This is a genomic window from Rhodococcus sp. NPDC004095 (assembly GCF_053604015.1).
In genome coordinates, this window is the sequence record NZ_JBSGGS010000012.1 from 94,221 (window position 1) to 118,577 (window position 24,357).

At 69.7% G+C, this 24,357-nt stretch carries 18 protein-coding genes; 10 read left to right on the top strand and 8 right to left on the bottom strand.

The genetic code is table 11. From position 1 onward, the window contains the following. Positions 1-166: 166 nt before the first annotated feature. The gene (locus ACWEPG_RS22285; RefSeq protein WP_452595339.1) at positions 167-826 is read right to left on the bottom strand and encodes an ammonium transporter; all 660 of its coding nucleotides are present in this window, start codon (positions 824-826) and stop codon (positions 167-169) included. A 361-nt stretch (positions 827-1,187) separates the two neighbouring features. Between ACWEPG_RS22285 and ACWEPG_RS22290 the strand changes: the two genes are divergently transcribed. Both ACWEPG_RS22290 and ACWEPG_RS22295 read left to right on the top strand, forming a co-directional pair. Continuing rightward, positions 1,188-4,337, top strand: a complete 3,150-nt coding sequence (locus ACWEPG_RS22290; RefSeq protein WP_452595340.1) for a (Fe-S)-binding protein — start codon at positions 1,188-1,190, stop codon at positions 4,335-4,337. A gap of 755 nt (positions 4,338-5,092) precedes the next feature. Continuing rightward, a complete protein-coding gene (locus ACWEPG_RS22295; protein ID WP_452595341.1) occupies positions 5,093-6,043 on the top strand; it encodes a hypothetical protein in 951 nt (316 codons plus the stop codon). A gap of 122 nt (positions 6,044-6,165) precedes the next feature. Here ACWEPG_RS22295 and ACWEPG_RS22300 read toward each other — a convergent pair whose 3' ends face one another. Continuing rightward, positions 6,166-7,308 (bottom strand): alkane 1-monooxygenase, encoded by a 1,143-nt coding sequence (locus tag ACWEPG_RS22300; protein ID WP_452595342.1) that lies wholly within the window; start codon positions 7,306-7,308, stop codon positions 6,166-6,168. Positions 7,309-7,432: 124 nt separating this feature from the next. Beyond that, a complete protein-coding gene (locus tag ACWEPG_RS22305) occupies positions 7,433-8,833 on the bottom strand; it encodes a carotenoid oxygenase family protein (RefSeq protein ID WP_452595343.1) in 1,401 nt (466 codons plus the stop codon). Positions 8,834-8,929: 96 nt separating this feature from the next. On the opposite strand from ACWEPG_RS22305, the gene ACWEPG_RS22310 reads away from it, so the two are divergent. After that, entirely contained in the window at positions 8,930-9,568 is a 639-nt protein-coding gene (locus ACWEPG_RS22310) for a hypothetical protein (protein ID WP_452595344.1), read from the top strand. Here ACWEPG_RS22310 and ACWEPG_RS22315 read toward each other — a convergent pair. Genes ACWEPG_RS22315 through ACWEPG_RS22325 form a run of 3 tightly spaced genes read right to left on the bottom strand, consistent with a single transcriptional unit; the run spans position 9,552 to position 10,966 of the window. Next, positions 9,552-9,935: a hypothetical protein gene (locus ACWEPG_RS22315; RefSeq protein ID WP_452595345.1), complete on the bottom strand. Its 384-nt coding sequence runs from the start codon at positions 9,933-9,935 to the stop codon at positions 9,552-9,554. The two genes, ACWEPG_RS22310 and ACWEPG_RS22315, sit on opposite strands and share 17 nt — an antisense overlap. Continuing rightward, positions 9,936-10,655 (bottom strand): WXG100 family type VII secretion target, encoded by a 720-nt coding sequence (locus ACWEPG_RS22320; RefSeq protein WP_452595346.1) that lies wholly within the window; start codon positions 10,653-10,655, stop codon positions 9,936-9,938. After that, on the bottom strand, positions 10,655-10,966 hold the full coding sequence (locus ACWEPG_RS22325; protein WP_452595347.1) for a type VII secretion target: 312 nt from the start codon (positions 10,964-10,966) through the stop codon (positions 10,655-10,657). The genes ACWEPG_RS22320 and ACWEPG_RS22325 overlap by 1 nt, the downstream gene beginning before the upstream one ends. A 196-nt stretch (positions 10,967-11,162) precedes the next feature. Here ACWEPG_RS22325 and ACWEPG_RS22330 point away from each other — a divergent pair, with 196 nt between their 5' ends. The 5 genes from ACWEPG_RS22330 to ACWEPG_RS22350 all read left to right on the top strand — a co-directional run bounded on the left by ACWEPG_RS22330 (position 11,163) and on the right by ACWEPG_RS22350 (position 19,158). Beyond that, entirely contained in the window at positions 11,163-12,419 is a 1,257-nt protein-coding gene (locus ACWEPG_RS22330) for a pyridoxal phosphate-dependent aminotransferase (RefSeq protein WP_450113935.1), read from the top strand. A 111-nt stretch (positions 12,420-12,530) separates the two neighbouring features. After that, positions 12,531-14,474 (top strand): hypothetical protein, encoded by a 1,944-nt coding sequence (locus ACWEPG_RS22335; protein ID WP_452595348.1) that lies wholly within the window; start codon positions 12,531-12,533, stop codon positions 14,472-14,474. Between the two features lie 12 nt (positions 14,475-14,486). Continuing rightward, positions 14,487-15,986, top strand: a complete 1,500-nt coding sequence (locus ACWEPG_RS22340) for a hypothetical protein (RefSeq protein WP_452595349.1) — start codon at positions 14,487-14,489, stop codon at positions 15,984-15,986. After that, complete coding sequence (locus tag ACWEPG_RS22345; RefSeq protein ID WP_452595350.1) at positions 15,983-17,506, top strand: glycosyltransferase; 1,524 nt, start codon at positions 15,983-15,985, stop codon at positions 17,504-17,506. The genes ACWEPG_RS22340 and ACWEPG_RS22345 overlap by 4 nt, the downstream gene beginning before the upstream one ends. A 2-nt stretch (positions 17,507-17,508) precedes the next feature. Next, positions 17,509-19,158: an ArnT family glycosyltransferase gene (locus ACWEPG_RS22350; protein ID WP_452595351.1), complete on the top strand. Its 1,650-nt coding sequence runs from the start codon at positions 17,509-17,511 to the stop codon at positions 19,156-19,158. 2 nt (positions 19,159-19,160) lie between these two features. On the opposite strand, the gene ACWEPG_RS22355 is transcribed toward ACWEPG_RS22350, so the two are convergent. Further along, a complete protein-coding gene (locus tag ACWEPG_RS22355; protein ID WP_452595352.1) occupies positions 19,161-20,276 on the bottom strand; it encodes a beta-mannosidase in 1,116 nt (371 codons plus the stop codon). A gap of 239 nt (positions 20,277-20,515) precedes the next feature. On the opposite strand from ACWEPG_RS22355, the gene bluB reads away from it, so the two are divergent. Both bluB and ACWEPG_RS22365 read left to right on the top strand, forming a co-directional pair. Beyond that, positions 20,516-21,124 (top strand): 5,6-dimethylbenzimidazole synthase, encoded by a 609-nt coding sequence (bluB, locus tag ACWEPG_RS22360; protein ID WP_450114047.1) that lies wholly within the window; start codon positions 20,516-20,518, stop codon positions 21,122-21,124. A gap of 323 nt (positions 21,125-21,447) precedes the next feature. Beyond that, on the top strand, positions 21,448-22,848 hold the full coding sequence (locus ACWEPG_RS22365; protein WP_452595353.1) for a YibE/F family protein: 1,401 nt from the start codon (positions 21,448-21,450) through the stop codon (positions 22,846-22,848). A gap of 95 nt (positions 22,849-22,943) precedes the next feature. Here ACWEPG_RS22365 and ACWEPG_RS22370 read toward each other — a convergent pair whose 3' ends face one another. Next, positions 22,944-24,236: an Hsp70 family protein gene (locus ACWEPG_RS22370; protein ID WP_452595354.1), complete on the bottom strand. Its 1,293-nt coding sequence runs from the start codon at positions 24,234-24,236 to the stop codon at positions 22,944-22,946. Positions 24,237-24,357: the final 121 nt, after the last annotated feature.

Genomic DNA, 24,357 nt, shown 5'->3' on the forward strand with positions numbered 1-24,357 from the left:
CGGGATGCGAACGTCGCGTCCCGGCCCCGACGGCGTTCCGGGCGCCGTTGTCGTGCCCTGGAACGTCCCGGCCCCGACGGCGTTCCGGGCGCCGTTGTCGTGCCCTGGAACGACGAGCGGCCCGTCACCTCCATGAGGTGACGGGCCGCTCGATTTGCCTGTGTGACTACTTGGCGTAGACCGTGGTGCCGGGCTCGGCCATCAGGGTCTGACCCAGGCCGATACCCGCGGCGATCAGGGTCGGGCCACCAACGATCACGGTGCCGGCGACGCCGCCGATACCCGCACCCGCGACAGTGCCGACAGCCGGCATCACGAAGGTGCCGACGATCGCGCCGACGATCGTGCCGATGAGTCCGCCGGATGCAGTGGCGACGGCGAGCTGCGAGTTGAAGGTCTGCTGCGCGAGGAGGTTCTCCTGGGGCGAGGCGATGTCCTTGATCGCGAGGCCGCCGCCGTTGATCGGCTGCGCGGTCGCGCTGGCAGCAATCGGCTTGGCCTTGCCGAGGTCGAAGACCGGGGTCAGGGTGACGGTCTTGCCGTCCTCGCTGATCTTCTGGTCCATCGGGAACTGGAGGGTGTTGAGCTGGAAGGCGAGCGGGAGGCTGACCACGGCGTTGCCGTTGCCGTCCTGCAGCTCGATGTTCTTGCCGTCACCGGAAACCTTGAAGGCGCCGGCGTCGATGGTGGTGACCACGGACGCGCCGTCGATCTTCGAGTTCCAGTCGATGGTCTCGGGCGCCGGGTTGGCGTGCGAGGTGCCCGCGCCGATCCCGAGTGCGGCAACCGCCAGCATCGAGGTGACGGCAAACTTCCTGAGCTTCATTCGATGAATCCCCTCCAGTGAATCTCGCAGCACGAGTGAATCCCGCAGCGCGAGCCAAGACACATAATCACGCAGACCCTAGTCTGTGAACCCACTGAGAACAATGTCCCTGAGCACGGGTAAGGACACCCTCATAGTCGCAGGCTAAGTTACTGGTCAGTTGCCTAAGTTAGGCTCACCTGCACTGAACGCCCGATAGGCCAGGATTTACGGTGAGCGGAAGAACTACTGCGTGACCGGAGCAACACCGGCGCACGCAGCATCTGATGCCACGTTGAAACGCGACGCTACCGGCGGGTAACTTACGGTGACTTACCCTTGTTGCCGTTGCCGTTGCCGTTGAAGAAGGAAAGGCCGTGACATGAACGCCCTGACGATCACGTTGGGCACGATCGGCGTACTGCTCAGTCTCGTGTGTTGGGCCTCGTTCTTGAGCGGGGCCTGGACCATGGGCAAGACAGTCATGATCGGGCAATCTGCTCCCGACCGCTGGCACCCGTTCTTCCCCCGGTTCAAGCAAATGATCGTCGAGTTCATCGCGCACACCCGGATGGCGAAGTTCCGCACCGTCGGCTGGGCGCACTGGCTCGTCATGATCGGCTTCCTCGGCGGCTTCCTGCTGTGGTTCGAGGCGTACGGCCAGACGTTCAACCCCGAGTTCCACTGGCCACTGTTCGGCAACACCTGGGTCTGGCACCTGTGGGACGAGATCCTCGGCATCGGCACCGTCGTCGGCATCGTGACGCTGATCGTCCTGCGGCAGCTGAACCACCCGCGCGTCCCCGAGCGGCTCTCCCGCTTCAGCGGCTCGAAGTTCGGCCCGGCCTACTTCGTCGAGATCGTCGTGCTCGTCGAGGGCCTCGGCATGATCTTCGTGAAGGCCGGCCGCATCGCCATGACCGGTCACTCGAACCCGTGGACCGACTTCTTCACGATGAACGTCGCGAAGCTGCTGCCCGCCAGCGCCGTCATGGTCTCCGTCTTTGCGTTCATCAAGCTGATGTCCGGCATGATCTGGCTGTTCGTCGTCGGCCGCAACATCACCTGGGGCGTCGCGTGGCACCGCTTCTCCGCGTTCCCGAACATCTACTTCAAGCGTGAGGACGACGGCGGCGTCGCCCTCGGCGCGGCCAAGCCCATGATGAGCAAGGGCAAGGCGCTCAACATGGAGAACGTCGACCCCGACACCGACACCCTCGGCGCCGGACGCATCGAGGACTTCTCCTGGAAGGGCTGGCTGGACTTCACCACGTGCACCGAGTGCGGTCGCTGCCAGTCGCAGTGCCCGGCCTGGAACACCGGTAAGCCGCTGAGCCCGAAGCTGCTCATCATGTCGCTGCGCGACCACGGCTACACCAAGGCGCCGTACCTGCTGGCCGGTGGCCGCAAGGACATGGGCGGCGACGAGGTCGGTCTGGTCGACGCCGAGGGCAACGTCAACGAGGCCGCCCTCGCGAAGATCCCCGAGGCCGCCCGCCTCGAGGCCGAGCGCAAGCTGGTCGGCGAGACCGCCGAACTGGTCGCCGCCGGCGAGCAGGCCCCGGTCATCGACCTCGAGACCCTGTGGTCGTGCACCAACTGCGGCGCCTGCGTCGAGCAGTGCCCCGTCGACATCGAGCACGTCGACCACATCATCGACATGCGCCGCTACCAGGTGCTGATCGAGTCGGAGTTCCCGTCCGAGCTGGCCGGTCTGTTCAAGAACCTCGAGAACAAGGGCAACCCCTGGGGCCAGAACTCCAAGGACCGTCTCAACTGGATCAACGAGATGGACTTCGAGATCCCGGTGTTCGGCAAGGACGCCGAGACCTTCGAGGACTACGAGTACCTGTTCTGGGTCGGCTGCGCCGGCGCCTACGAGGACCGCGCCAAGAAGACCACCAAGGCGGTCGCCGAACTGCTCGCCACCGCGGGCGTGAAGTTCATGGTCCTGGGCGCCGAGGAGACCTGCACCGGCGACTCCGCCCGCCGCGCCGGTAACGAGTTCCTCTTCCAGCAGCTCGCCATGCAGAACATCGAGGTCCTCGACAACCTCTTCGAGGGCATCGAGGAATCGAAGCGCAAGATCGTCGTCACCTGTGCGCACTGCTTCAACGCGCTCGGCAACGAGTACCCGGAGGTCGGCGGCCGCTACGAGGTCGTCCACCACACCCAGCTGCTCAACCGCCTCGTGCGGGCCAAGAAGCTGATCCCGGTCGCGTCCGTGCAGGAGGACGTCACCTACCACGATCCCTGCTTCCTCGGCCGCCACAACAAGGTGTACGACGCGCCGCGTGAGCTGATGGCCGCGACCGGCTCCACCCTCAAGGAGATGCCGCGGCACGGCGAACGGTCCATGTGCTGTGGCGCCGGTGGTGCCCGCATGTGGATGGAGGAGCAGCTCGGCAAGCGGATCAACATCGACCGCGTCGACGAGGCCCTCTCCACGGATCCGAAGAAGATCGCGACCGGCTGCCCGTTCTGCCGCGTCATGCTCACCGACGGCGTCACCGCGCGCCAGGAGTCGGGCCAGGGCGAGGGCGTCGAGGTCGTCGACGTCGCGCAGATGATGCTCGAGTCGATCACCCGACTCGAGCCGGCGGCGCTGACCGAGAACCTGAAGGTCGTGCAGCGGCCGAAGGAGAAGGTCGCTGCCCAGGCCGCACCCGCCGCCCCGGAAGCACCGGTCGAGGCCGAGGCTCCGGCCGCTGCCGCTGCCGCGCCGGCGGCCCCGAAGGCCGGCGGACTGCAGATGAAGGGCGGGCTCAAGGCTCCCGGCGGCGCTCCGAAGGCCGGTGGGCTGCAGATGAAGGGCGGCCTGAAGGCTCCCGGTGGCGCTGCCGCCGCCGAGGCTCCGGCTCCGGCGGGTGCTCCGGCCGCGAAGGCGGGCGGCTTGCAGATGAAGGGCGGCCTCAAGGCTCCCGGTGCGAAGGCCGCCGCGCCTGCCGCGCCCGCTGCCGAGGCTCCGGCCGCGCCTGCCGCTCCGACCGCCAAGCCGGGCGGACTGCAGATGAAGGGTGGTCTGAAGGCTCCCGGTGCGAAGGCCCCGGGTGCGAAGGCCGCGGCACCTGCCGCTCCCGCAGCCGAGTCCGCGGCCCCGGCTGCCGAGGCTCCGGCCGCTCCGGTCGCCAAGCCCGGCGGACTGCAGATGAAGGGCGGCCTCAAGGCTCCCGGCGCGAAGAAGGCCGCCGCTCCGGCTGCCCCCTCCGCTCCGGCGGCCGCCCCCGCCGAGACCGTTGCCGAGGCTCCGGCCGCCCCCGTGGCCGAGGCTCCGGCGCCGCCGCAGCCGAAGGCCGGCGGGCTCGGGTTCAAGGGTGGGGCGAAGGCCCCCGGCGCCCGCAAGGCCGCCGCCCCGGCTCCTGCGGCTGCCCCGGCTCCGGTCGAGGAGGCCCCGGTCGACGAGGCTCCCGCTGCGGAGGCTCCCGCGGCGGAGGCTCCCGCGGCACCGCCCGCCGAGGCTCCGGCACCGCCGCAGCCCAAGGCCGGCGGGCTGGGCTTCAAGCCCGGCGCCAAGGCCCCCGGCCGCAAGTAGCAGCGCAGTACCGAACGCGCCCCCACCGAATCCGGTGGAGGCGCGTTCCGTTCTTCCGGTCCCCTCCCCCGCCGCGCAAAACCTCTGTGCACACACCCCTTCCCGCAGCCACACACGAACTACACGCCGAATCCCCGTGTGCACCCCCGAAAACCTGTGTGCATCCACCGCCAGACGCGAGGCCGACACCACCGCGCCCCACACACCCCTCACTCCCCGCCGGTCACCCCACACCGGCGCTGCCAACCCACGCGCCCCCTCGCAAAACCTCTGTGCACACACCCCTTCCCGCACCCACACACGAACTACACGCCGAATACCCCTGTGCACCCCCGAAAACCCCTGTGCACACGGCGGCTGCACAGGCTCGACCTTGCAACCGACGCCCCGCACTCCCGCACCTCCAACACCCCTGTGCACACCCCCGATGCAGCGCCCACACCCCTGCTACACGCCCAACACCCGTGTGCACCCCCGAGAACCTTTGTGCACACCCCACGCGCCAGCCAGTCGACGCCACCGCGAGCGCAAAACCCGTGCACAAACCCCTTCCCCCACCCACACACGAACTACACGCCCAACACCCGTGCGCACCGCCGAAAACCCCTGTGCACACCCCATCTGCCGACCGGGTGAATCGGCACGGCGCGTGCCCGCGGTGCGGAGCGAAATCGGTTGTCCACAGCACCGCCCTTCATCCACAGGGCGCGGAATCGTCGGCTCGTCCGAGCGCGGGCGTCGGGCACGATGCGGTCATGGGGGAACACATCATTCGACGTGCCGAGGCATTGCGACGCGGCGCGACGGACCGCGAGCTTCAGCGACAGTGCCGGACGGGCGTGTGGAACCGACTGCACCCCGGCCGGTTCACCCACGCATCGGTCTTCCTGGACCTGGACGCCGAGGCCCGGCACCGTCTCCTCGTCGAAGCGGTGCTCGACGTGGCGTCACGGGAGGCGGTGCTCAGCCACCAGTCGGCCGCCGTGGTGCACGGTTTCGACCTGTGGAACACCGCGCTGTCGCGGGTGCACCTGACGCGGAATCGAACCTCCGGCGGTAGCTGCACCTCGTGGCGTCACGTGCATTCAGTCCCGCTGCCACCGGAGGACGTCACCACGGTCGACGACCTGCGCGTGACGACGCCTGCGCGCACCGTCGTCGACCTGGCGGCGACGCTGGGTTTCGAGCAGGCCCTCGTCGCGGCGGACCACGCGGTGCACAGCAGGTCCGTCAGCCTCGCCGGGATCGCGGCCGCGCTGGCGTCCGACCGCAAGCACGCGGGCCGGGTGCGCCGGGTGCTCGACCTCGTTGACGGCCGCGCCGAGAGCGTCGGCGAATCCCGCAGCCGTGCGCTGTTCATCCGTGAACAGTTGCCGCTGCCGGACCTGCAGGCGACGTTGCACTCCGAGAAGGGTGTCCGGCTCGGCCGCGTCGACTTTCTGCTCGACGGAGTCGTCGGCGAGTTCGACGGTCGCATCAAGTACGGCCGACTCGTCCCTGCCGGCGAACTCTCCGAGGAAGTGCTGTGGGCGGAGAAGAAACGGGAGGACGCGATCCGCGACGCCGGCTGGCAGGTGGTGCGCTGGACCTGGGACGAGCTCGCGACACCCGCGGTGATCGTCGACCGGGTCATGCGCGCCGTCGCCCGTGCCCGCAGATCCGAACCGCCACTCGGTCACGTGGTCCGGATGCCGCGGATCGGGTGAGCACACACCCGTTCCCGCGTCCACACACCCGTCCCCGCGATCACACCCCTACTGCGCGCCCACCACCTGTGTGCACCCTCGAAAACCCCTGTGCACCGCCTTTTTCCCAGACCGGGGAGCAGCTACTTCGCGGCCAGCGAGGGGTGGACGTTGATGCGCGACAGGTCGCCGTCGTAGTGCTCGAGGAGCAGTGGGTCCATCACCCGCCGCCACAGCGGCGGCACGAACGCCAGCAGGATCAGTACCGCGTACCCCGCGGGCAGCTGTGGCGCGTTGGGCATCGATCGCAGGGTCTGGTAGCGGCGCAACGGGTTTGCGTGATGATCGCTGTGCCTCTGCAGGTGGTAAAGGAAGAGGTTGCTGCACACGTGGTCGCTGTTCCAGCTGTGTTCCGGTGCGACACGCTCGTAGCGTCCGTCGGCCCGCTTGCGCCGCAGCAGACCGTAGTGCTCGAGGTAGTTCGCGGCTTCGAGGAACGTCACCCCGAGGACGGCCTGCACGACGAGCCACGGTGCGACGCTCCACCCGAATGCGGCGATCAGCACCGCGAGCAGCACCACACTCATCGCCCAGGCGTTGAGGACGTCGTTGCGGATGCTCCACGTGCGTCGACCACGCCGGGCCAGTCGAGTCTTCTCGAACCCCCAGGAGGAGCGGATGCCCCCGACCACCGACCGCGGCAGGAACGCCCAGAACGACTCGCCGTAGCGTGCGGATGCCGGGTCCTCGGGGGTCGCGACGCGCAGGTGGTGCCCGTGGTTGTGCTCGACGTAGAAGTGCCCGTAGAAGGACTGGGCGAGCGCGATTTTCGCGAACCACCGTTCGTGCCGGGGACGTTTGTGGCCGAGTTCGTGGGCGGCGTTGATGCCGACGCCCGCGACGACACCGACGGTGGCGGCCATCGCGAACCGTTCCGGCCAGCCCATCGGTGCGGTGGTCCACATGTAGCAGGCGAACACCAGGCCGGCGTACTGCAACGGCAGGAACAGATAGGTGCACCAGCGGTAGAACCGGTCGGCTTCCAGCGCGGCCATGACGTGCTCGGGCGGGTTGGACTTGTCCAGCCCGGAGACCAGGTCGACCAGCGGAACGATCACCACCAGCAGGATTGCACCTGCGGCCCAGAACAACCCGAGCCCGAACAGCTCCACCAGCGCCCACGCCGCGAACGGACTCAGCGGCGCCAGCAGCCCGAGCAACCAGAGATAGCGCCTGGAATCCCGCCACGGCACCCCAGGCGTCGTCGGCGTGAGGTTCCCACCCACTGCACGAAGATCCGACGTCACGTCACTCCATCCCCCCGATGTCCGCGCGCTGTGCTTGTTTAACGCGGCGGTAAGTATCGCTAACCGCGGCGGACCCCACAAGCCGTCCAACCCGACGAATGGGTCACAGCGCGGGCAGCCAGGCCCCGTGCAGCCCGGAGGGCACGCGGATCGGCATCCGAACCCTGGCGATGGGCCCGGATTCCGGGGCGTCGGCGGGCAGGATCACGAACCACGAAGTGACGGTGCCGCGGTCGGTGCCGAGCATGCCCCAGTAGTCGTTCTCTGCGCCGGGGAGGAAGATCGGCTCACCGACGGACAGCGCACCCGCGTCCCAGGACGTCTCGGTGCCGGCGTCGGGGTCGAAGAACCACAGCGAGTCCATGTGCCCGTCGCGGGAGCCGCGCTTGCCGATCGACGCGAGCGGCCCGGCGGCCCGCGTCAGCGTCCGGTCGTCGACGCGCGGAAATTCGATGTCGCGGTCGCACACGACCTCGCGGTCGACGCGGCCGCGGTCGGGGTCGATCCGCGCGCGCACCAGGCCGCCGCGGCACTGCGCCTCCGCGGTCGTGAAGGCGGCCGGGTACTCCCAGTGCGCGTAGTCCACCTGCACCCGGCCGTCGGGCAGGTCCCGGGCGCCGGCGAAGTGCCACACCCAGAACGCCTCGCAGCTCGCCCACCGCACCGGTCCGCCGTCCCGCGGGATCAACGCGACGCGGGTTCCGTCGTCGGGCCGCCAGTCCAGCAGTGAGCCGCCGGTGAGGATGCCGGCCATGTCGAACACCAGGGGGCACAGCACCAGCACCACATACCGTTCGGTCAGGGCCATGTCGTGGATCATCAGCGGCCGGTCGAGGCCGTCGACGACGGTCGGCGGACGCGACAGCGACCCGTCCGCGGCGACCACCGACCACGTCAGGTACGGCGCCTCGAGGAGGTAGTTGAACAGCACCAGCTCGCCGGTGACGGGGTCGATCTTGGGGTGTGCGGTGCTGCCGATCGGCATCGCCCCGTCGCAGGTGTCGGGGCCGAGGGTGGTCAGGTCGTCGGGGTCGAGCCGGTACGGCCGGGTGGTCTCGGCCATCGCGAGCAGCCGGCCGCCGTGCCGGACGACGTTGATGTCGGGAAGTTCGCGTGCGGTGCCCGCGAGCGCGGGCCCGACCTCGTCGGCGTCCGGGGTGTAGAGGTCGGTGGCCCCGCCCCAGATGGCGTGCCCGGCACGTTCCTCCGCGACGACCATCGGGGTCCGCACGAACCGGTTCGTGTAGCGGGCGTGGCCGTCCTCGAGTTCGATCCGGTGCACCATGCCGTCGCCGTCGAGCGGGTACACGTACCGGCCGATCGGGTCGAAGCGCGGGTTCGGCCCGTTCCGCAGGTAGGCGCCGTGCAGGTCCGCGGGGATCTCGCCGACGACGTCGAGGTCGTGGACGTCGACCTCCTCGCGTTGCGGCGCGAACACCCCGGTCAGGTGGGTGTGGTGGGCGAGGTCGACCGGGGCGGGACGGGGAATGCCGGGTGCACTCATGGGATGGCCGCTTCCGTGTGGTCCGTACGTGGCGCCACAATCCAGAATCCTCCTCCGCTGACCGCCGGTCACGCGGAATAGGCCAAGATGTCGGGCATGGGGGGAACAGGGAACACGATCGTGCTGCCGATTCGAGCGCTCGCCGGGCGGGGGGTGCCGCCCGAGGGACCCGAGCACGGCAGGGGCCCGTACTGGTACGTCCTTGCCTGTCCGACGCCGAAGGTCTGCACGGCACACGGACTTCCGCAGGTTCGACGGATCTCGGTGGGCGCGCGGACGAGGCCGGTGGCCTCGCGTACCCCGGCGCGGCGTTTCGGATTCGCCGCCAACATCTTCTCGACCGCGGCCGGGTTCTCCGAGGACGCGCAGCGGGCCGTCGTCGTCAGAACGCGCTGGCCGGTGTGCCGAGCGTGCGACCGTCGTCGCCGCGGCTACTTCACGCTCTTCCTGGCCATGCTCGTGGGCGCGTTGCTGGGCTGGATCGGCGCCGCGGCGGTCGCGGTCACGTCCGGCCCGAACCCGGCGTTGGCATGGCCGTTCGTCGCGTGTTTCGCGCTGGCCCTGGGTTCGGTCGTCCCGTTCGTCGTCGGATCGTTGCCGCGGCTGCTGCGCATTCACGCGGCGCCCGACGGCTCGGGTCTGATCGTGGAGGATCCGGACCCGAAGTTCGTGGCCGCGCTCGCCTCGGGTGGATCGACTCGATCCGAGCGTGGACCGGTCACCAATCCGAGCTGAGGATACCTCGGATCGGGCGGTCGCCGTCGTCGTCGGACGTGGCCGCGTCACGACGCCGGTCGAGTGTTCGCCCGAGCTCGTCGAGCCTGCGCTCTCCTTCGTCCGCCAACGCCTCCCGGACCGACTCGTCGAGCTGCCGGTACTGCTCGGCGAACGATCGAACCAGCGGACCGAGCACCTGATCGAAGACGGGCGACGCGGCGAGGTCGCGAAGGCTGCGCCTGCCCGCGACGACCTCCGCGGTCGCTGCCGTGAAGTCCGCGTCACGGCTCTTCGCCGCCAGCAGCTTCAGACTCGATGCGAGGTGAGCGGACACGGCGCGGTCACCACGCGCGACATCGAGCGGAGTCTCGTCCGGCGTTGTCATCTAGACCCCCGGATGGTCGTAGGAACGGACCGGAAGCCGGTTGGCATCGAGATCGTGGAGGCCCCCGAGCGTGCCCGCGATCACGCCGACGCCACCCTGGACCGCGTTCCAGGTGTTCGAGTGAAGGGTCAGCACCTCACCCCACACACCCATCGCCCTGGTGATCGTCACCGCGGCAACCGCGCCCACCAGCAGGGGCCCGATCACCGTCGTCCCGGTCGCCGCCGCGGCAGCCATCTCCACGGCAGCCTGGATGAGGAGGTCCATCAGGAATTCCCACAGCCCCTTGAGCCCCTGCGCGGCCTCGTACATGCCGGTCGCCATGGCCGTGAGCTGGTCGCCGATCTGCTCGACCACCCTCGCCTGGTCGTTGACGGCAGCACCGAGCTCCGCGAAGTAGGCGGCCGCCGCATCGGCGGCGTTGCCGTCCCAGGTGTGCCGTACCCCGTCGACACCGCTGCGGATCACGTCGGCGCAGGTGCGGTTGTACTCGGCGAGGTTGGCCAGTGCGTGCCCCGCCTTGCTCACGACCTCCCAGTCGCCGGCGAACTGTTCGGCGACCCACTCCCACGGGTTGGTGCCGCAGACGAGGTCCGCGACCTGCCCGACCCAGTACGACGCGCTGATGTACTGCGATCCACCGATGATGTTCTCGACGAGGTCCGGCACCGGATCGGTCGCGGTGGGGTCCGTCAGGTGCTCGAGCGGGTTCGGCGCCATCAGGCCACCTCGTACGCGGCGTCGAGGTTCGCCGCGTTGGCGGCGTCCATCTCGCGGTAGGACCGCGCCGCGCGGTTCAGTTCGGCGCCGGCGTCGGCGCTCAGCGTGGCCAGGCCGGTGTACGCGGGGTCGAGCTCAGCGAGCACGTCGGAGACCTTCTCGACGACGGGCGCGAACATCCGCCCCTCCGCGTAGCCGATCTGCAGCCATTTGTGCAGGTAGTCCTTGGCCTGCTGGGTCTGCGACGCGAGTGTTGCCAGCGTCGCCGCGAACGAATCCACGTCGTCCGGGTCGACCTTGAATTCCGACATGTGTGTCCCCCTGCTACATCCCCCAGCGCGCGAGCCCGCGCACTCCCGCGCGCAATCCATCACCGGCGCGGCCCCGTTTCGCCTGGTGCGGAACCGCCCCGCAACCACGCCTGAACTGCCCCGATCGGCCGTTTCGTGCCGCCCGCGACGCTCCCCCGGCCAAAAATCGCTTTACCGACAGTGGCACGATGGTCGGGTGACCGCATCGGAGCCCTCCCACCACGCCCACATCCAGCCGCGCGTCCTGAACCAGTCCGCGAAGCTGCAGAACGTGCTGTACGAGATTCGGGGCCCGGTACACGCGCACGCCGCACGGCTGGAGTCGGAGGGGCACCGCATCCTCAAGCTGAACATCGGCAACCCCGCCCCGTTCGGGTTCGAGGCGCCGGACGTGATCATGCGCGACATGATCGCCGCGCTGCCCACCGCGCAGGGCTACTCGGAGTCCAAGGGCATCCTGTCGGCGCGCCGCGCGATCGTCACCCGCTACGAGCTGGTGCCGGGCTTCCCGGATCTCGACGTCGACGACGTCTACCTGGGCAACGGCGTGTCCGAGCTGATCACCATGACGATGCAGGCGCTGCTCGACAACGGGGACGAGGTGCTGATTCCGGCACCGGACTACCCACTGTGGACGGCGACGACGTCGCTCGCGGGCGGCACCCCGGTGCACTACCTGTGCGACGAGGCCGACGGCTGGAACCCGGACATCGCGGACATCGAGTCGAAGATCACGCCGCGCACCAAGGCGATCGTGGTGATCAACCCGAACAACCCGACCGGCGCGGTGTACTCGCAGGAGGTGCTCACCCAGATCGTCGCGCTGGCGCGCAAGCACTCGCTGCTGCTGCTGGCCGACGAGATCTACGACAAGATCCTCTACGACGACGCCAAGCACATCTCCCTGGCGACGCTCGCGCCGGACCTGCTGTGCCTGACGTTCAACGGCCTGTCGAAGGCGTACCGGGTGGCCGGCTACCGGTCCGGCTGGGTGGCGATCACCGGCCCGAAGGATCACGCCACCAGCTTCCTGGAGGGCCTGAACCTGCTGGCGTCGATGCGGCTGTGCCCGAATGTGCCCGCGCAGCACGCGATTCAGGTGGCGCTCGGCGGCTACCAGAGCATCGAGGATCTGATCCTGCCCGGCGGCCGGCTGCTCGAGCAGCGGGACGTGGCGTGGGAGCGGCTGAACATGATCCCGGGTGTCTCGTGTGTGAAACCCCGTGGCGCGCTGTACGCGTTCCCGCGGCTGGACCCGGACGTGTACGAGATCCACGACGACGAGAAGCTGGTGCAGGACCTGCTGCTGCAGGAGAAGATCCTGATGGTCCAGGGCACCGGATTCAACTGGATCGACCACAACCACCTGCGGATCGTGACGCTGCCGTGGGCCCGTGATCTGGCCGTCGCGATCGAACGATTCGGCAACTTCCTCGCGAGCTACAGCCAGTAACGATTCCGCAGCGGATTCACCGTGAGTCCGCGCGTCGGACATTCATGCGCATGGTCCCGACCGTAGGGTGTTTCGCGAACCGCCCCCTACCCAGTACGGAGCGCTGCACGCATGACAGTTCGACTCGTGCCTCAGATCGTCGTCGCGGGGGTGGCTGCCGCAATGGTGGCAGTCGTCCCGCCGACGGCACAGGCCGCCCCCGTCCGGCAGGACGCGTCGCTGCCCCTGTCGACGGTCAGCGGCGTTGGAACACTGAGTTTTTCGGGCCGCACCGACGAGGTGACGCTCCAGATCCCGGTCCCGCAGGGGCTCAGTCCGGCAGCCCTCCGCGGCACACTGCAGGTGCCGGCGGGTGCCGGTCGCGGGTGGGTCGACGTGCTGTCGGGCGGCCGGGTGCTCGGGCGGGTCGAGGTGCCGTCCGGCGAACCGACGGCACAGGTCACGCTGCCGCTGGCGGGTGCCGCGGTCGTGAACAACGCTGCGCAGGTGACGCTCCGCTCGTATCTCGTACCGGTGGACGACTTCTGGTGCGCGGACGACTGGTCCGACGGGTCGCTGTCGATCGTGAACGCCACCGTCGACTACACCGGTGACGAGGCGCCGCCGACGGTTCTCGCGGACTACCTCCCGCCGGTGCTCACGCGCCTGTCGATATACGTGCCGCCGGAGCCGACGCACGACGTGACCGCGGCCGCGCTCGAGTTCGGCGCCGCGATCGCCGCCCGCTACGCCAACCAGGACCCGGCGATCGAACTGCGGGCGCTGGCACCCGGCGCGGCACTGCCCACCGATCCGGTCGGCCGGCTGGAGCGCCAGGTCGTGGTGACCGAGTCGGACGTCAACTCCACCACCCTGACCACGTCACCGGCCGGGGTTCCGGTGCTGACACTCACCGGTAGGGCCGACGGACTGCTCAATCAGACGCGGCTGCTGACGAGCAACCTCTCCACGATCACGGTCGCCACGGAGGCCACCGCGGGTTCCCTGGCCGCAGCGCCCGGCATCGCACCCTCCCTGACGACGCTCGGCGACCTGGGCGCCAGCAAGCTCACAGCGACGTCGACCGGCCGCGTCCAGGTGCGGATCGGGATCGACCAGACCAAGCTCGGCCGACCGGCAGGCCCGGTGGACGTACACCTGATCGGCAACTACACGCCGCTGCCGAACACCCAGAACGGGCAGATCACCATCACCGTCGGCGACACGACCCTCGACCGGTGGCCGGTGGACGCGGACGGCCGCATCGACCGCTGGGTGACGATTCCTCCGGAGTCGATGTCGCGGTACACCGAGCTCGTGGTCACGTTGCAGGTGGCGGGCGCCATGACCTGCGGTTCGACCCAGCCGGTGACGCTGAGCCTCGATCCCGCGGGCGCGGTGCGGAGCGAGACCACCCTCCCACCGCAGCCGGGAGGCTTCCAGGCCCTGCCCCAGTCCCTGATGCCCACCACCCAGATCGGGTTGCAGGACGGCACATTCGCCGATGCGCGGCGGGCGATGACGATCGTCACCGGCCTGCAGGGGCTGACCGTCACCCCGTTCCGGCCCGAGCTGGTCGACCTCGACACGGCCGTGAACTCCGACAGCCCGGCGATCCTGATCGCCGCGGACGGCGGTCTGCCGGACTCGGTCCCGCTGCCGCTGCGGGTGACCGGCGACGACACGGTGGAACTGACGAACCTGACCGCGGACACCGCGCCCGAGACGGTGGACGTGCCGGGATTGCGGTTCGGTTCCCTCCAGGCCGCGTGGGACGACGACCACGACCGGATGCTGTTGGTGGCGACGTCCACCGACGCGCCGCAGAGCGTGGACCGAATCCTCGACTGGCTGTCGGCGGACCGGAACCGGTGGTCCTCGCTGTCCGGTGATGCGTTGTTCCAGACCGGCGACCGCGACCCGGTGACGGTGTCGGCCGAGCAACCCGCGCCGACGGTCGACGAGACCACCGGGGTGGTCCGTGGAGTGCTCGCCGCCGGTGGGCTCCTGTTGCTGGCCGGGGTGTCCGTCGCGGCGGCCCTGTTGATCCGCACCCGGCGCCGATCGAAGTCCTGAGTCGAGCGCTCGATGACGACGACATCCGTGCCCGTGCCGGTGGCGCCGGAGCCGACCGGCAGCCGGGTGCTGGGCACGATCGTCGCGCGGTTCGCGCTGATCGCGGTCCTCACGGGGATCGCGTTCTGGGAGTCGTTGACCCGCACCACCATCGACACCCTGCCCGGCGGCCTGTTCGGCTATCTGCTGATGGTGCCGCTCGTGGTGCTGGCGATGGCGATCGGGATCACGCGCCGCAAGCACGACGAGCTGCCGATCCACGATCGTGAGGTGGACGTCATCGTCGGCGGTATCGCGCTGGCGCTGTCGGTCGCGACGTACGGGCTGCTCGTGCCCCGCTACCGGGACACCTTCTACCTGCTGCGCACCGACCTGTTCGCCCTGCTCCTCTTCCTGTTCGGTGCGTGCGTGCTCCTGTTCGGGCTGCGCCCCGCCGGCCGGTTCTGGCCGATCTGGTTCCTGCTCGTCCTGGTCTCTCCCCTGGGCTACCGGATCGCCGTCACATGGCTCGGGGGAACGTGGGTTTCGGTGGCGCTGGTGTCGACGCTGCTGATCTCGATCGGCATCGGGGTTGCCGTCGCTCGTACCGATCGGCTGGGCTGGATCGGCTTCCTCGGGACATTGACGCTCTCGCTTGCGCTGCTCGCCGTCCAGCTGCTGGCCGGCCGGCCCGAACTGCTCGGCCCGTTGTCCTCGCGGCTGGCGCCGGTCACGGCCGGAGCCGTGGTGGCGTTCACGATGCTCGGCTGGTCGGTGCGGCGACGGGACGTCAACTGGTCCCTGCGCCCCGAGCGGCCGTCGCCGGTGACCCGGCCGTGGAAGACCGCCCTGTTCGTGACCGCGACGGCGGCGGTGCTGGCGATGATTCCTCTTCCCAAGGAGCTGAACATCCCGATCGCGGAAGGCCCTCCCCCGGCGGACGCCCCCGGCCTGGCGACTCCCTCGGGCTGGACGCAGACCGGTTTCGCGGGGTACGACTGGGCCGACCGGTACTTCGGCCCGGACGCGGCCATCGTCCGCCAGACCTGGACCGCGGACGAGGTCAATCCGGCCTGGGACGACAAGGGCCGGCGCCGGACGGTGGTCGTCGACTCGCTGCTCACCCACGATCCGGACTCTCTCAACATCTTTCCGGGTGAGACCCTGTATTCGACGCTGAGCGGCCGCCGGTCTCCGATCGTGCGGGTCGACCTCGGCTCGGGGGTCACCGGGTTGCTGTACACGATCGTCGATCAGGACCTGTTCCTGACCTGGACGAAGCTTCACTTCGACTGGACTCGTGGTGACGGGACGGTCCAGGTGGTCAACCTCATCGCCGTCGACAACCACGAGCCCGACGCCCGGTTCCCCGATCTCGACCCGGAGGCCGCATCGGTGGCATCTCAGACGGTGAACGTGCTGTTCCGGGGCAACGCCGTCGAGGTCGACGCGAACCCCGACTACAAGGATGTCGACCTGCTGTCCGCCCTGGGCCGCGATGTGGTCGCCCGGCAGTGGGAGGAGTTCGGATGACTCCTCCGGACGTCGGCCGGGTGCCGCCACCCGATCCGGCGACAGCGTCCGCCGAGTTCCGCGAACGCGCACTGCACGACGCCGTGCAGGGTCTGCGGGAGCGGAACCCCGACGCGTCCGCCGCGGTCCCGTTCGTGCCGTGGCAGCGGAACCTGCTGATCGTGCTGGTGGCGATCTTCGTGGTGTGCATGGTCGTGTCCCCGCTCGGCACGCTGACATTGATGACGGGCATCTGCACGATCGCGTACGTGCTCACGCTGGGCGACCGTCTGGTCATCTTCCGGAAGGGGCTGGCCGCGGACGCCATCATCCGGGTCACCGACGACGAGGCCCGCGCGATCGCGGACGAGGACCTGCCCCCGTACACGGTGCTCGTGCCCGCGTATCACGAGCCGGAGGTGATCGGGCAGCTGATCGGCGCGCTCGCCCGCCTCGACTATCCACGCGACAAGCTGCAGGTGCTGCTGCTGCTCGAGGAGGACGACGACGTCACGATCGAGGCGGCCCGCGCGGTCGGTGTCGACGAGATCGTCACCGTCGTCCTGGTTCCCGAGTCCCAGCCGCGCACGAAACCCAAGGCGTGCAACTACGGCATGCACTTCGCGACCGGCGACATCATCACCATCTACGACGCCGAGGACCTGCCCGAGCCGCTCCAGTTGCGCCGTGTCGCAGCGACGTTCGCGATGCTCGACGATCGGGCGGCGTGTGTGCAGGCGAAGCTCGCGTACCGCAACGGCTCGCAGAATCTGCTCACGGGCTGGTTCACGGTGGAGTACGGGGTCTGGTTCAGCTACCTGCTGCCGGGGCTGATGCGGCTGAAGGCACCGATCCCGTTGGGCGGCACGTCCAATCACCTGCGCCGCGCCGTCCTCGACGACATCGGAGCGTGGGATCCGTTCAACGTCACCGAGGACTCCGATCTGGGTGTGCGGATCGCCGCCAACGGCTACACGACCGCGGTGTTGGAGTCGACGACGCTGGAGGAGGCGAACAGCGACCCGATCAACTGGTTGCGTCAGCGCTCGCGCTGGTACAAGGGCTATCTGCAGACGTGGCTGGTGCACACCCGGCACCCGGTGAAGCTGTGGCGGGCGATCGGCGCGTGGCCGTTCGTCCGGTTCACCCTGCTGCTGGCGGGGACGCCGCTGATCGCCTGCCTGAACATGGTGTTCTGGTTCATCACGATCGCGTGGTTGCTCGGACAACCCATCCTGATCGGCAGCATCTTTCCGCCCGCCGTGTACTACCCGGCGCTGGTGTGCCTGGTGTTCGGCAACGCCGCCACGATGTACATGAACCTGATCGGGGCGCGCGAGACGGGTACGCCGCGACTGCTGCTGTCGTGCCTGACGGTGCCGCTGTACTGGTTGCTGATGAGCATCGCCGCGATCAAGGGGGTGTGGCAGCTGCTGTTCCGTCCGTCGTACTGGGAGAAGACGTTCCACGGTCTCGACGGCGGCGGGGTCGACGACCACGCCGGTGCGGCCGCCACGCGGGCGGGCGGGCCGACGCCATGAGGATGCTGCGCAGCCCCGCCCTGATCGTGTACGCGGCGAGTGCCCTGCTGTATCTGGTCGTCGGATACGTGCTGGCCGTGCACAACGGCTTCCTGCTCGGCGACGCGCTCAGCCGGGTCCAGTCCGCGCAGGGCGTCCTGTTCAGCCGCGACCCCCACCTGGCGAGCATCGGCTTCATCTTCACGCCGATGACGGCGCTGGTCGAGGTGCCGCTGGCCGCGTTCAACTCGTACTTCCCGAGCCTGACGCGGTACGGGATGGCCGGTGTGGTGATGTCGGCATTGTTCATGGCCGGTGCGGCGGTGCAGATCTGGGCGATCGGCGGGGACCGCGGTGTGCCGCGGTGGCAGCAGATCGTGATCACCGTGCTGTTCGTCGCGAATCCGATGATCGTGTTCTACGGCGCGACCGGGATGAGCGAGGCGCCGTTCGTGTTCCTGATGTGCTGGGCGGCGCGGCGGCTGATCCGGTGGACCACGACCGACGACGTGCACGACCTGATCGGCTCGGGTGTGGCCCTCGGGTTGGCGTATCTGACGCGGTACGACGCCGTGGTGCCGATCGCGCTGGGCGCGTGTTTCGTCGCGCTGGTGACCTGGCGGCGGGCGTCGACGCACCGGTGGCAGACCGCGCTGATGGACGGTGTGATCCTGGCGGCTCCCGGCGCGTTGGCGTTCCTGGCGTGGGCGGCGACGAGTTGGCTGCTGACGGGTCAGGCCTTCGCGCAGTTCAGTTCCGTCTACGGGAACACGGCGATCCTCGAACAGTCCGGCGGACCGGCCACCTCGGGGCCGGCGACGTTCGCGTACTCGGCCGCCGAGCTGCTGGTGCTCGCGCCCGCGCTGCCGTTGCTCGTCCCGGCGGTCGCCGTGCTCGCGGTGCGACGCAGGGATCTCGAGGTGCTGGCGGCGACGCTGCTGTTCGGTTCCGTGCTGGCGTTCCAAGTGGTTTCGTATGCGACGGGCACGACCTTCCCGTTTCTGCGCTTCTACATCTGCGTCATCCCGCTGATGTGCATCTACGCCTTCCAGGTCAGCCCCGCGCGCGGCGACCTCGGTGCGCGCCGGCCGGGCGCGTTCACGGAGCCGCATGAGATGCAGGGCCCACGTCTGCGTGCTGTCGCGGTGGCGGCGACGGTGCTGCTCGCCGTGAGCGTGCCGCTGACCGCGGTCGGCATGGAGAGCCGCGGACTGTCCGTGCAGCAGTACGCCGTCGGGGCGTTGCTGCCGTTCGATCCCCAGGAGGGAACCGAGCAGGACCGGCAGCTGAGTATCCTGCGGTCGTTCGCCACCGAACGCGAGATTGCCGATCGTCTCGACGCGATGGATCTGCCGGATGGATCGATCCTGGTGGACACGCTCTACGGGTTCGCCGTGGTCGCGGCGTCGGACTATCCCAAACGTTTCGTGCTGCCCTCCGACCGTGACTTCGTGTCCGCTCTGAGCGAGCCGGCCGCGCACGGCGTGCAGTACATCCTCACCGTTCCGAACGAGGGACGGGGCACGGCCGACGCGGTCAACCGGCGGTACCCGACGATCTACGACAACGGCGCGCAGATCGCGATGCTCGAGCTGGCGATCCCGAACGACGGTGCGGACCAACCGGACTGGCGGCTGTACCGGGTCCTGAACAACCCGACCGAACCCGAGTGAGATCAGGCGGGTGCGGGCCTCCCCGGCCCGAGCAGCCGGAACAACGGATCGCCGGGACCGATGTCGAAGGTGCACTCGGTGTGACGCGGGTCGGGCACGAACGCCCACAGCAACGCACCGGCGGTGCCCGCGGCACGCTGCCCGACGATCTTGGTCTCGATGTCGAGCGCTCGTTGCGACAGTGACAGACAGCTGCCCGCGGCCTGGCCGATCTCCGCGACGAGGAGCGGCTTGCCGAGCGCCGTCGTCTGGTCGATCCGGCGCGCCAGCCCGTTCCACTGGTCGCCGGGCAGGGGTACGCCGTCGGCGCCGTAGTCGTGGTATTGGAGCACGTCGACGTTCGGGGACCGACCGATGTACCGGTACTCGTCGCCCTGTGTCCCGCACTGGCCGCCACCGGTGAGGCCGGCGGTGATCAGCCGCTGCGGATCCAGTGCCCGCACCCGCTCACCGGCGTCGTCCATGAAGGTGCGCAGGACCTCGGCCGCGTCGGGCGGGCACACCCGGTTCCCGAAGTCGCAGTCGCCGCCGGGGCACACGCTGGTCTCGGGTTCGCCGACGAGTTCCCAGGCGGCGAGGGCCGGCGACGTCCGCCACCGCCGCACGGCGGTGCCCACCCAGTCCGCGAACGACATCGTCATGCCGGGCGCCTGCTGCTGCCAGCCGGTGGCGTACCAGTCGCGTTGCTTGAAGACGTCGTCCTCGCAGGCACCGTCCTGCGCGGTCAGCACCGGGACGACGAGTTGCCCGTGCCGCTCCGCCGCGGCGAACACCGCGTCGATGGGCGCGAAATCCACTGCACCGGTGAACTTGTTGGTGGCGAGCGCCGAGAAGGCGTTGAATCGGGTGAGCGTCACCCCGGGGAGCGAAGAGAAGTACGCGTCGAGGTCCACCTGGGCGCCGCATCCGCGGTTGATCGACCAGTTCGTGGCGAGTTGGTAGGCGTTCAGCCCGACCGGCCACCACGGCTCGCCGTCGAGGGTGAGCGCGGTGCCGTCGGCGCCCACCCGGGCGGGGGCCGGGTCGGCGCTCGCGGCGCCGCCCGTCAGCACGGCGACACCTGCGACGACGACGGCCGCGCAGATTCCGATCCACCGTCTGACCTGTGACCCGACCACGCAGGCAGGGTATCCCGACCGGTCGTCACCGTCGCGGTGATCGGCTCCGCCGGAACGATCTGCCGGGCCGTGAGACAGGGCACATCGAACGTCGGGAACACCACCGCTCGAGGCTACCGTCGGGGAACGGGTCGACTGCCGGGACAGGCCGCGGGGCCTGATCGGTTACCGTGAATCGCGTGTCCTCCGATGTGAACAGCAGCCCCGCCCAGCCGAGCGAGTCCGGCCCCACCCTGTCGGTGTACGACGCGATTCGGATGCGGCGCGACGTGCGCGCGGAGTTCACCGGGGAGCGCATCGCGGACGCGCAGCTGACGCGGATCCTGCAGGCCGGTCACAACGCCCCGAGCGTGGGCAACACGCAGCCGTGGGACTTCGTCGTCGTGCAGGATCCCGACACCCTCGACACGTTCGCCGATCACGTCGCCGCCTGCCGCCGGAACTTCGCGGACTCGCTGCCGCCGGAGCGTCGCGAGACGTTCAGCCCGATCAAGATCGAGGGCATCCGCGAGTCCGCGACCGGGGTCGTGGTCACCTACGACCCGAGCCGGGGCGGGGCGAACATCCTCGGCCGGCACACCGTCGACGACACCGGAGTGTTCTCCGCGGTGCTCGCGATCCAGAACATCTGGCTGGCGGCGGTCGCCGAGGGGATCGGCGTGGGCTGGGTCTCGTTCTACGACGAGGACTACCTGACGTCGCTGGTGAAGGTCCCGGCCCCGATCCGGCCGATCGCGTGGCTGTGTGTCGGGCCGGTCTCGGAGTTCCAGGAGACCCCGGACCTGGTGCGGTTCGGGTGGCGTGAAGGCCGTCCGCTCTCCGAGGCCGTGCACCGCGAATCGTTCTGACCTGCGATCTCGGGTCGACAGTTCCGGATTCACGGCGTATCGATTGAACTCCGACACGAAATTCGACCCCCCGTGAGACAGATCCGGAAAGACACGGTAGATTCGGACACGACACCAATGGTGTCCAGCACGCTCGATTGCACCTCCCCCCCTGTGTGCAATCGGGCCGGTGGCGGGGAGACACCCCCCTGTACCCCGCCACCCTGCTGGGGGGATCCTCTCTTTCACCTCCGCCCTCGTGGTGTCCGGTCCGCGTTCCCGCCGACCGGACGGTCCCCGGGCGCTCGGTACCCTGACGCCATGCGGAGTCAGGCATCCACTCGATGAGCCACGGTCACGGCCACGGCCACACCGGTCCCGTCCCCGTCGGCCCCGTCGCCGCCCGCGTGGTGGTCGGCCTGCTCTCCGCGATCGGGCTCGCCGTGGTGATCGGCGCGATCGCGCTGTGGCCCAGCCGGCACAGCGTCGAGATCCCCCTCCCGTTCCAGACCGCAGGCGGCGGCGCCGTGGCGACCGAGGCGGGATCCGTCGTCACATCTGACTTCGGCCCCTGCGGCAGCCCGTCGGTCGGGCGCCCGTTCACCGGCAATCCGGTTCCCCCACCGAACAATTCGTACGAGTGCCAGCGCAGCGTCGTCGCGATCGAGTCGGGCCCGAACGAGGGCACCCGCACCCTGCTGGAGATCGGACCGGGACCGGGACAACCGAACCTGGTGGCCGGCGAGAACATCCGGCTGGTGCGGCAGACCGACAACACCGGCGCCACCGCGTACTCGTTCGAGGACTACGCGCGCGGCTGGTCGCTGCTCGCGGTCGTGCTGGTGTTCGTGATCGTCGTGATCGTGGTCGCGCGGTGGCGTGGATTCCGCGCCCTGCTCGGCATTCTGGTGGCGTTCGCGGTACTGGTCGGTTTCATGCTCCCCGCGCTGCTCGACGGCAAGCCCGCGGTGCCGGTCGCGCTCGTCGGCGGCGCGATTATCCTGTATGCGGTGCTGTATCTGGCGCACGGGGTGAGCCTGCGGACCAGTTCGGCCCTGCTCGGCACGCTCGCGTCGATGGCGCTGGCGGCGGTGCTGTCGTGGGCGGCGATCGAGATGACCCACCTCACCGGGTTGTCCGAGGAACAGAACACCAACGTGCAGACCTACATCGGGCACGTCTCGATCACCGGGCTGCTGCTCGCCGGGTTCATCATCGGCTCGCTGGGCGTCCTCAACGACGTCACGATCACGCAGGCGTCGTCGGCGTTCGAGCTGGCCCACCTCGACCCCGACGCGAACCGGCGGTCGGTGTTCTCGGCCGCGATGCGGGTCGGCCGCGACCACATCGCCAGCACCGTCTACACCCTCGTGCTCGCCTACGCTGGCGGCGCGTTGCCGCTGCTGCTGCTGTTCTCGGTGGCGGGCCGCTCGATCACCGACGTGCTCACCGGCGACGCCGTCGCCATCGAGATACTGCGCTCGGCGGTCGGCGGCATCGCGCTGGCCCTGTCGGTGCCGCTGACGACCGCCATCGCCGTCGCCCTGGCCCGGCCGCCGCGCTCGCAGGTCCCCCTCGCCGCACCCGCACCGGCCTTCCCGGCCGAGCCCCTCCTGTCCACGCCCCCGCACGTCCCGGCCGTCGCCCCTGGGCCCGGCGGAACCACCACACCCGGTCGACCCCCCGCACCCCGGCCCCTGCCCCGGCCCGCCAGCGGCAGCGGCCGCCACGCCCGTCGCGAATGAACGGAAGCGTTCAGTCGATCAGATCGACTGAACGTTCCGTTCACTCGTCGGATTCGGTGGCCGCAGGTCGCGCCTCGTGCCGGTGTCGGCAGCGGTCAGCGGATCATGCCGGGCGGCAACTGGATACCCGGCGGGACCTCGATCTGGATCGGCTGCGGCAGGTTCAGATACCGCGGCCCGGGCGGCGCCGGCGGCGCCTCGGCGACAGTGGTCGGTTCGGGCTCCGACGTGACGACCGGGGCGACGGGCGTCGGGGACGGTGTGGTCGTGGTCGTCGGTGCCGTCGTCGTCGGCCTCGTCGTGGTGGGCGCCACGGTGGCCTCGGCGACCGCCGGTTCCCGCTGGCTGGTGGCGTCGTCTCCACGGTCGAGGGTCAGCCCGATGGCCGCGACCACCAGCAGTCCGCTCGCTGCCGACCCGGCCAGCGCGAGCTGCCGCCGCGACGCGCCGCGCTGCCGCCGATGCGAGGCGACGGGGGCGACGTCGTTCCAGTTCGGTTCGGGCAGTTCGGGTTCGGGTGGCACTTCCACCGGCGTGGCCAGCAGGGCGGCGCCCTGCGCTGCAACCATCTCCGGCTCGGGCGGCAGGACGGTGGGCAACCCCAGCCAGCCCTGCAGGACGCCCTGGACGAGCGGGATGCGCGCGCCGCCGCCGAGCAGCACCAGCACGTCGGGATGGCGTCCGGAGGCGGTGATCACCTCGCGGGCCAGGCGGGCGGAGCTCTCGACCGGCACCCGGACGAGCGCCTCGAAGCGTTCCCGGTTGAGCAGAATCAACCCGCCGTCGCCGGGCACGCACGCGGCGCCGCCGGTGGAGAGCTGTTCCTTCGCGGTGCGGCAGCGGGCGGTCAGTTCCGCAGCCGCCCAGGTGTCGACGGGACGTGTCAGACCCCGCTCCCGCACCTGCTGCTCGGCGATCAACGCGTCGAAGACGTCGCCGCCGACCACGTCGCTGCGCTCGCACGCGATGACGCTGCGGGAGTACCGGTCGACGACGCTGATGGTGACGCCCGAACTGCCGAGGTCGTAGAGGACGAGGGTGTGGGTGTCGGGACCGAGCTGGCCGACGCTCTCGAGCAGGGTGACCACGGCCGCCGACTCGGGCACCAGGTGATAGTTGTGCAGGCGCTGCCGCGCCATCGCGTCGTGCATCGCGTCGGCCTCGACGCCGCTCCCGTATGCGACCGCGGTGGCCTCGAGGTTGCCGTGCCACTGATGTTCGAGCAGCACCCCGATGGACTGGGCGGCGACGTCTTCGACGGGCCCGGACACGACCTCGACGGCCTGCTGGTCGAAGCCCGCCGGCATGCCCGGCGGATTGTCGAAGCCGGACCGGGTGGCCATGCGGACAGCACTGGCCCCCACCGACACTCCCAGTACCGCACTCATCGAGTCGTCCTTGTCTGACGGTGTGCGCCCCCGATTGCGCGCACGCGAAACCCGGGGCAGCTTATCGAACCGTCGCCTCGGCACCAGCCCCAGATTCGGGCAGATCAGACTCGGCGGGGAC

Bases quoted from the DNA above. Each gene is read 5' to 3' on its own strand.
- ACWEPG_RS22285 (WP_452595339.1), bottom strand. From the start codon at position 826: ATGAAGCTCAGGAAGTTTGCCGTCACCTCGATGCTGGCGGTTGCCGCA.
- ACWEPG_RS22290 (WP_452595340.1), top strand. From the start codon at position 1,188: ATGAACGCCCTGACGATCACGTTGGGCACGATCGGCGTACTGCTCAGT.
- ACWEPG_RS22295 (WP_452595341.1), top strand. From the start codon at position 5,093: ATGGGGGAACACATCATTCGACGTGCCGAGGCATTGCGACGCGGCGCG.
- ACWEPG_RS22305 (WP_452595343.1), bottom strand. From the start codon at position 8,833: ATGAGTGCACCCGGCATTCCCCGTCCCGCCCCGGTCGACCTCGCCCAC.
- ACWEPG_RS22310 (WP_452595344.1), top strand. From the start codon at position 8,930: ATGGGGGGAACAGGGAACACGATCGTGCTGCCGATTCGAGCGCTCGCC.
- ACWEPG_RS22315 (WP_452595345.1), bottom strand. From the start codon at position 9,935: ATGACAACGCCGGACGAGACTCCGCTCGATGTCGCGCGTGGTGACCGC.
- ACWEPG_RS22320 (WP_452595346.1), bottom strand. From the start codon at position 10,655: ATGGCGCCGAACCCGCTCGAGCACCTGACGGACCCCACCGCGACCGAT.
- ACWEPG_RS22325 (WP_452595347.1), bottom strand. From the start codon at position 10,966: ATGTCGGAATTCAAGGTCGACCCGGACGACGTGGATTCGTTCGCGGCG.
- ACWEPG_RS22335 (WP_452595348.1), top strand. From the start codon at position 12,531: ATGACAGTTCGACTCGTGCCTCAGATCGTCGTCGCGGGGGTGGCTGCC.
- ACWEPG_RS22340 (WP_452595349.1), top strand. From the start codon at position 14,487: ATGACGACGACATCCGTGCCCGTGCCGGTGGCGCCGGAGCCGACCGGC.
- ACWEPG_RS22345 (WP_452595350.1), top strand. From the start codon at position 15,983: ATGACTCCTCCGGACGTCGGCCGGGTGCCGCCACCCGATCCGGCGACA.
- ACWEPG_RS22350 (WP_452595351.1), top strand. From the start codon at position 17,509: ATGCTGCGCAGCCCCGCCCTGATCGTGTACGCGGCGAGTGCCCTGCTG.
- ACWEPG_RS22365 (WP_452595353.1), top strand. From the start codon at position 21,448: ATGAGCCACGGTCACGGCCACGGCCACACCGGTCCCGTCCCCGTCGGC.
- ACWEPG_RS22370 (WP_452595354.1), bottom strand. From the start codon at position 24,236: ATGAGTGCGGTACTGGGAGTGTCGGTGGGGGCCAGTGCTGTCCGCATG.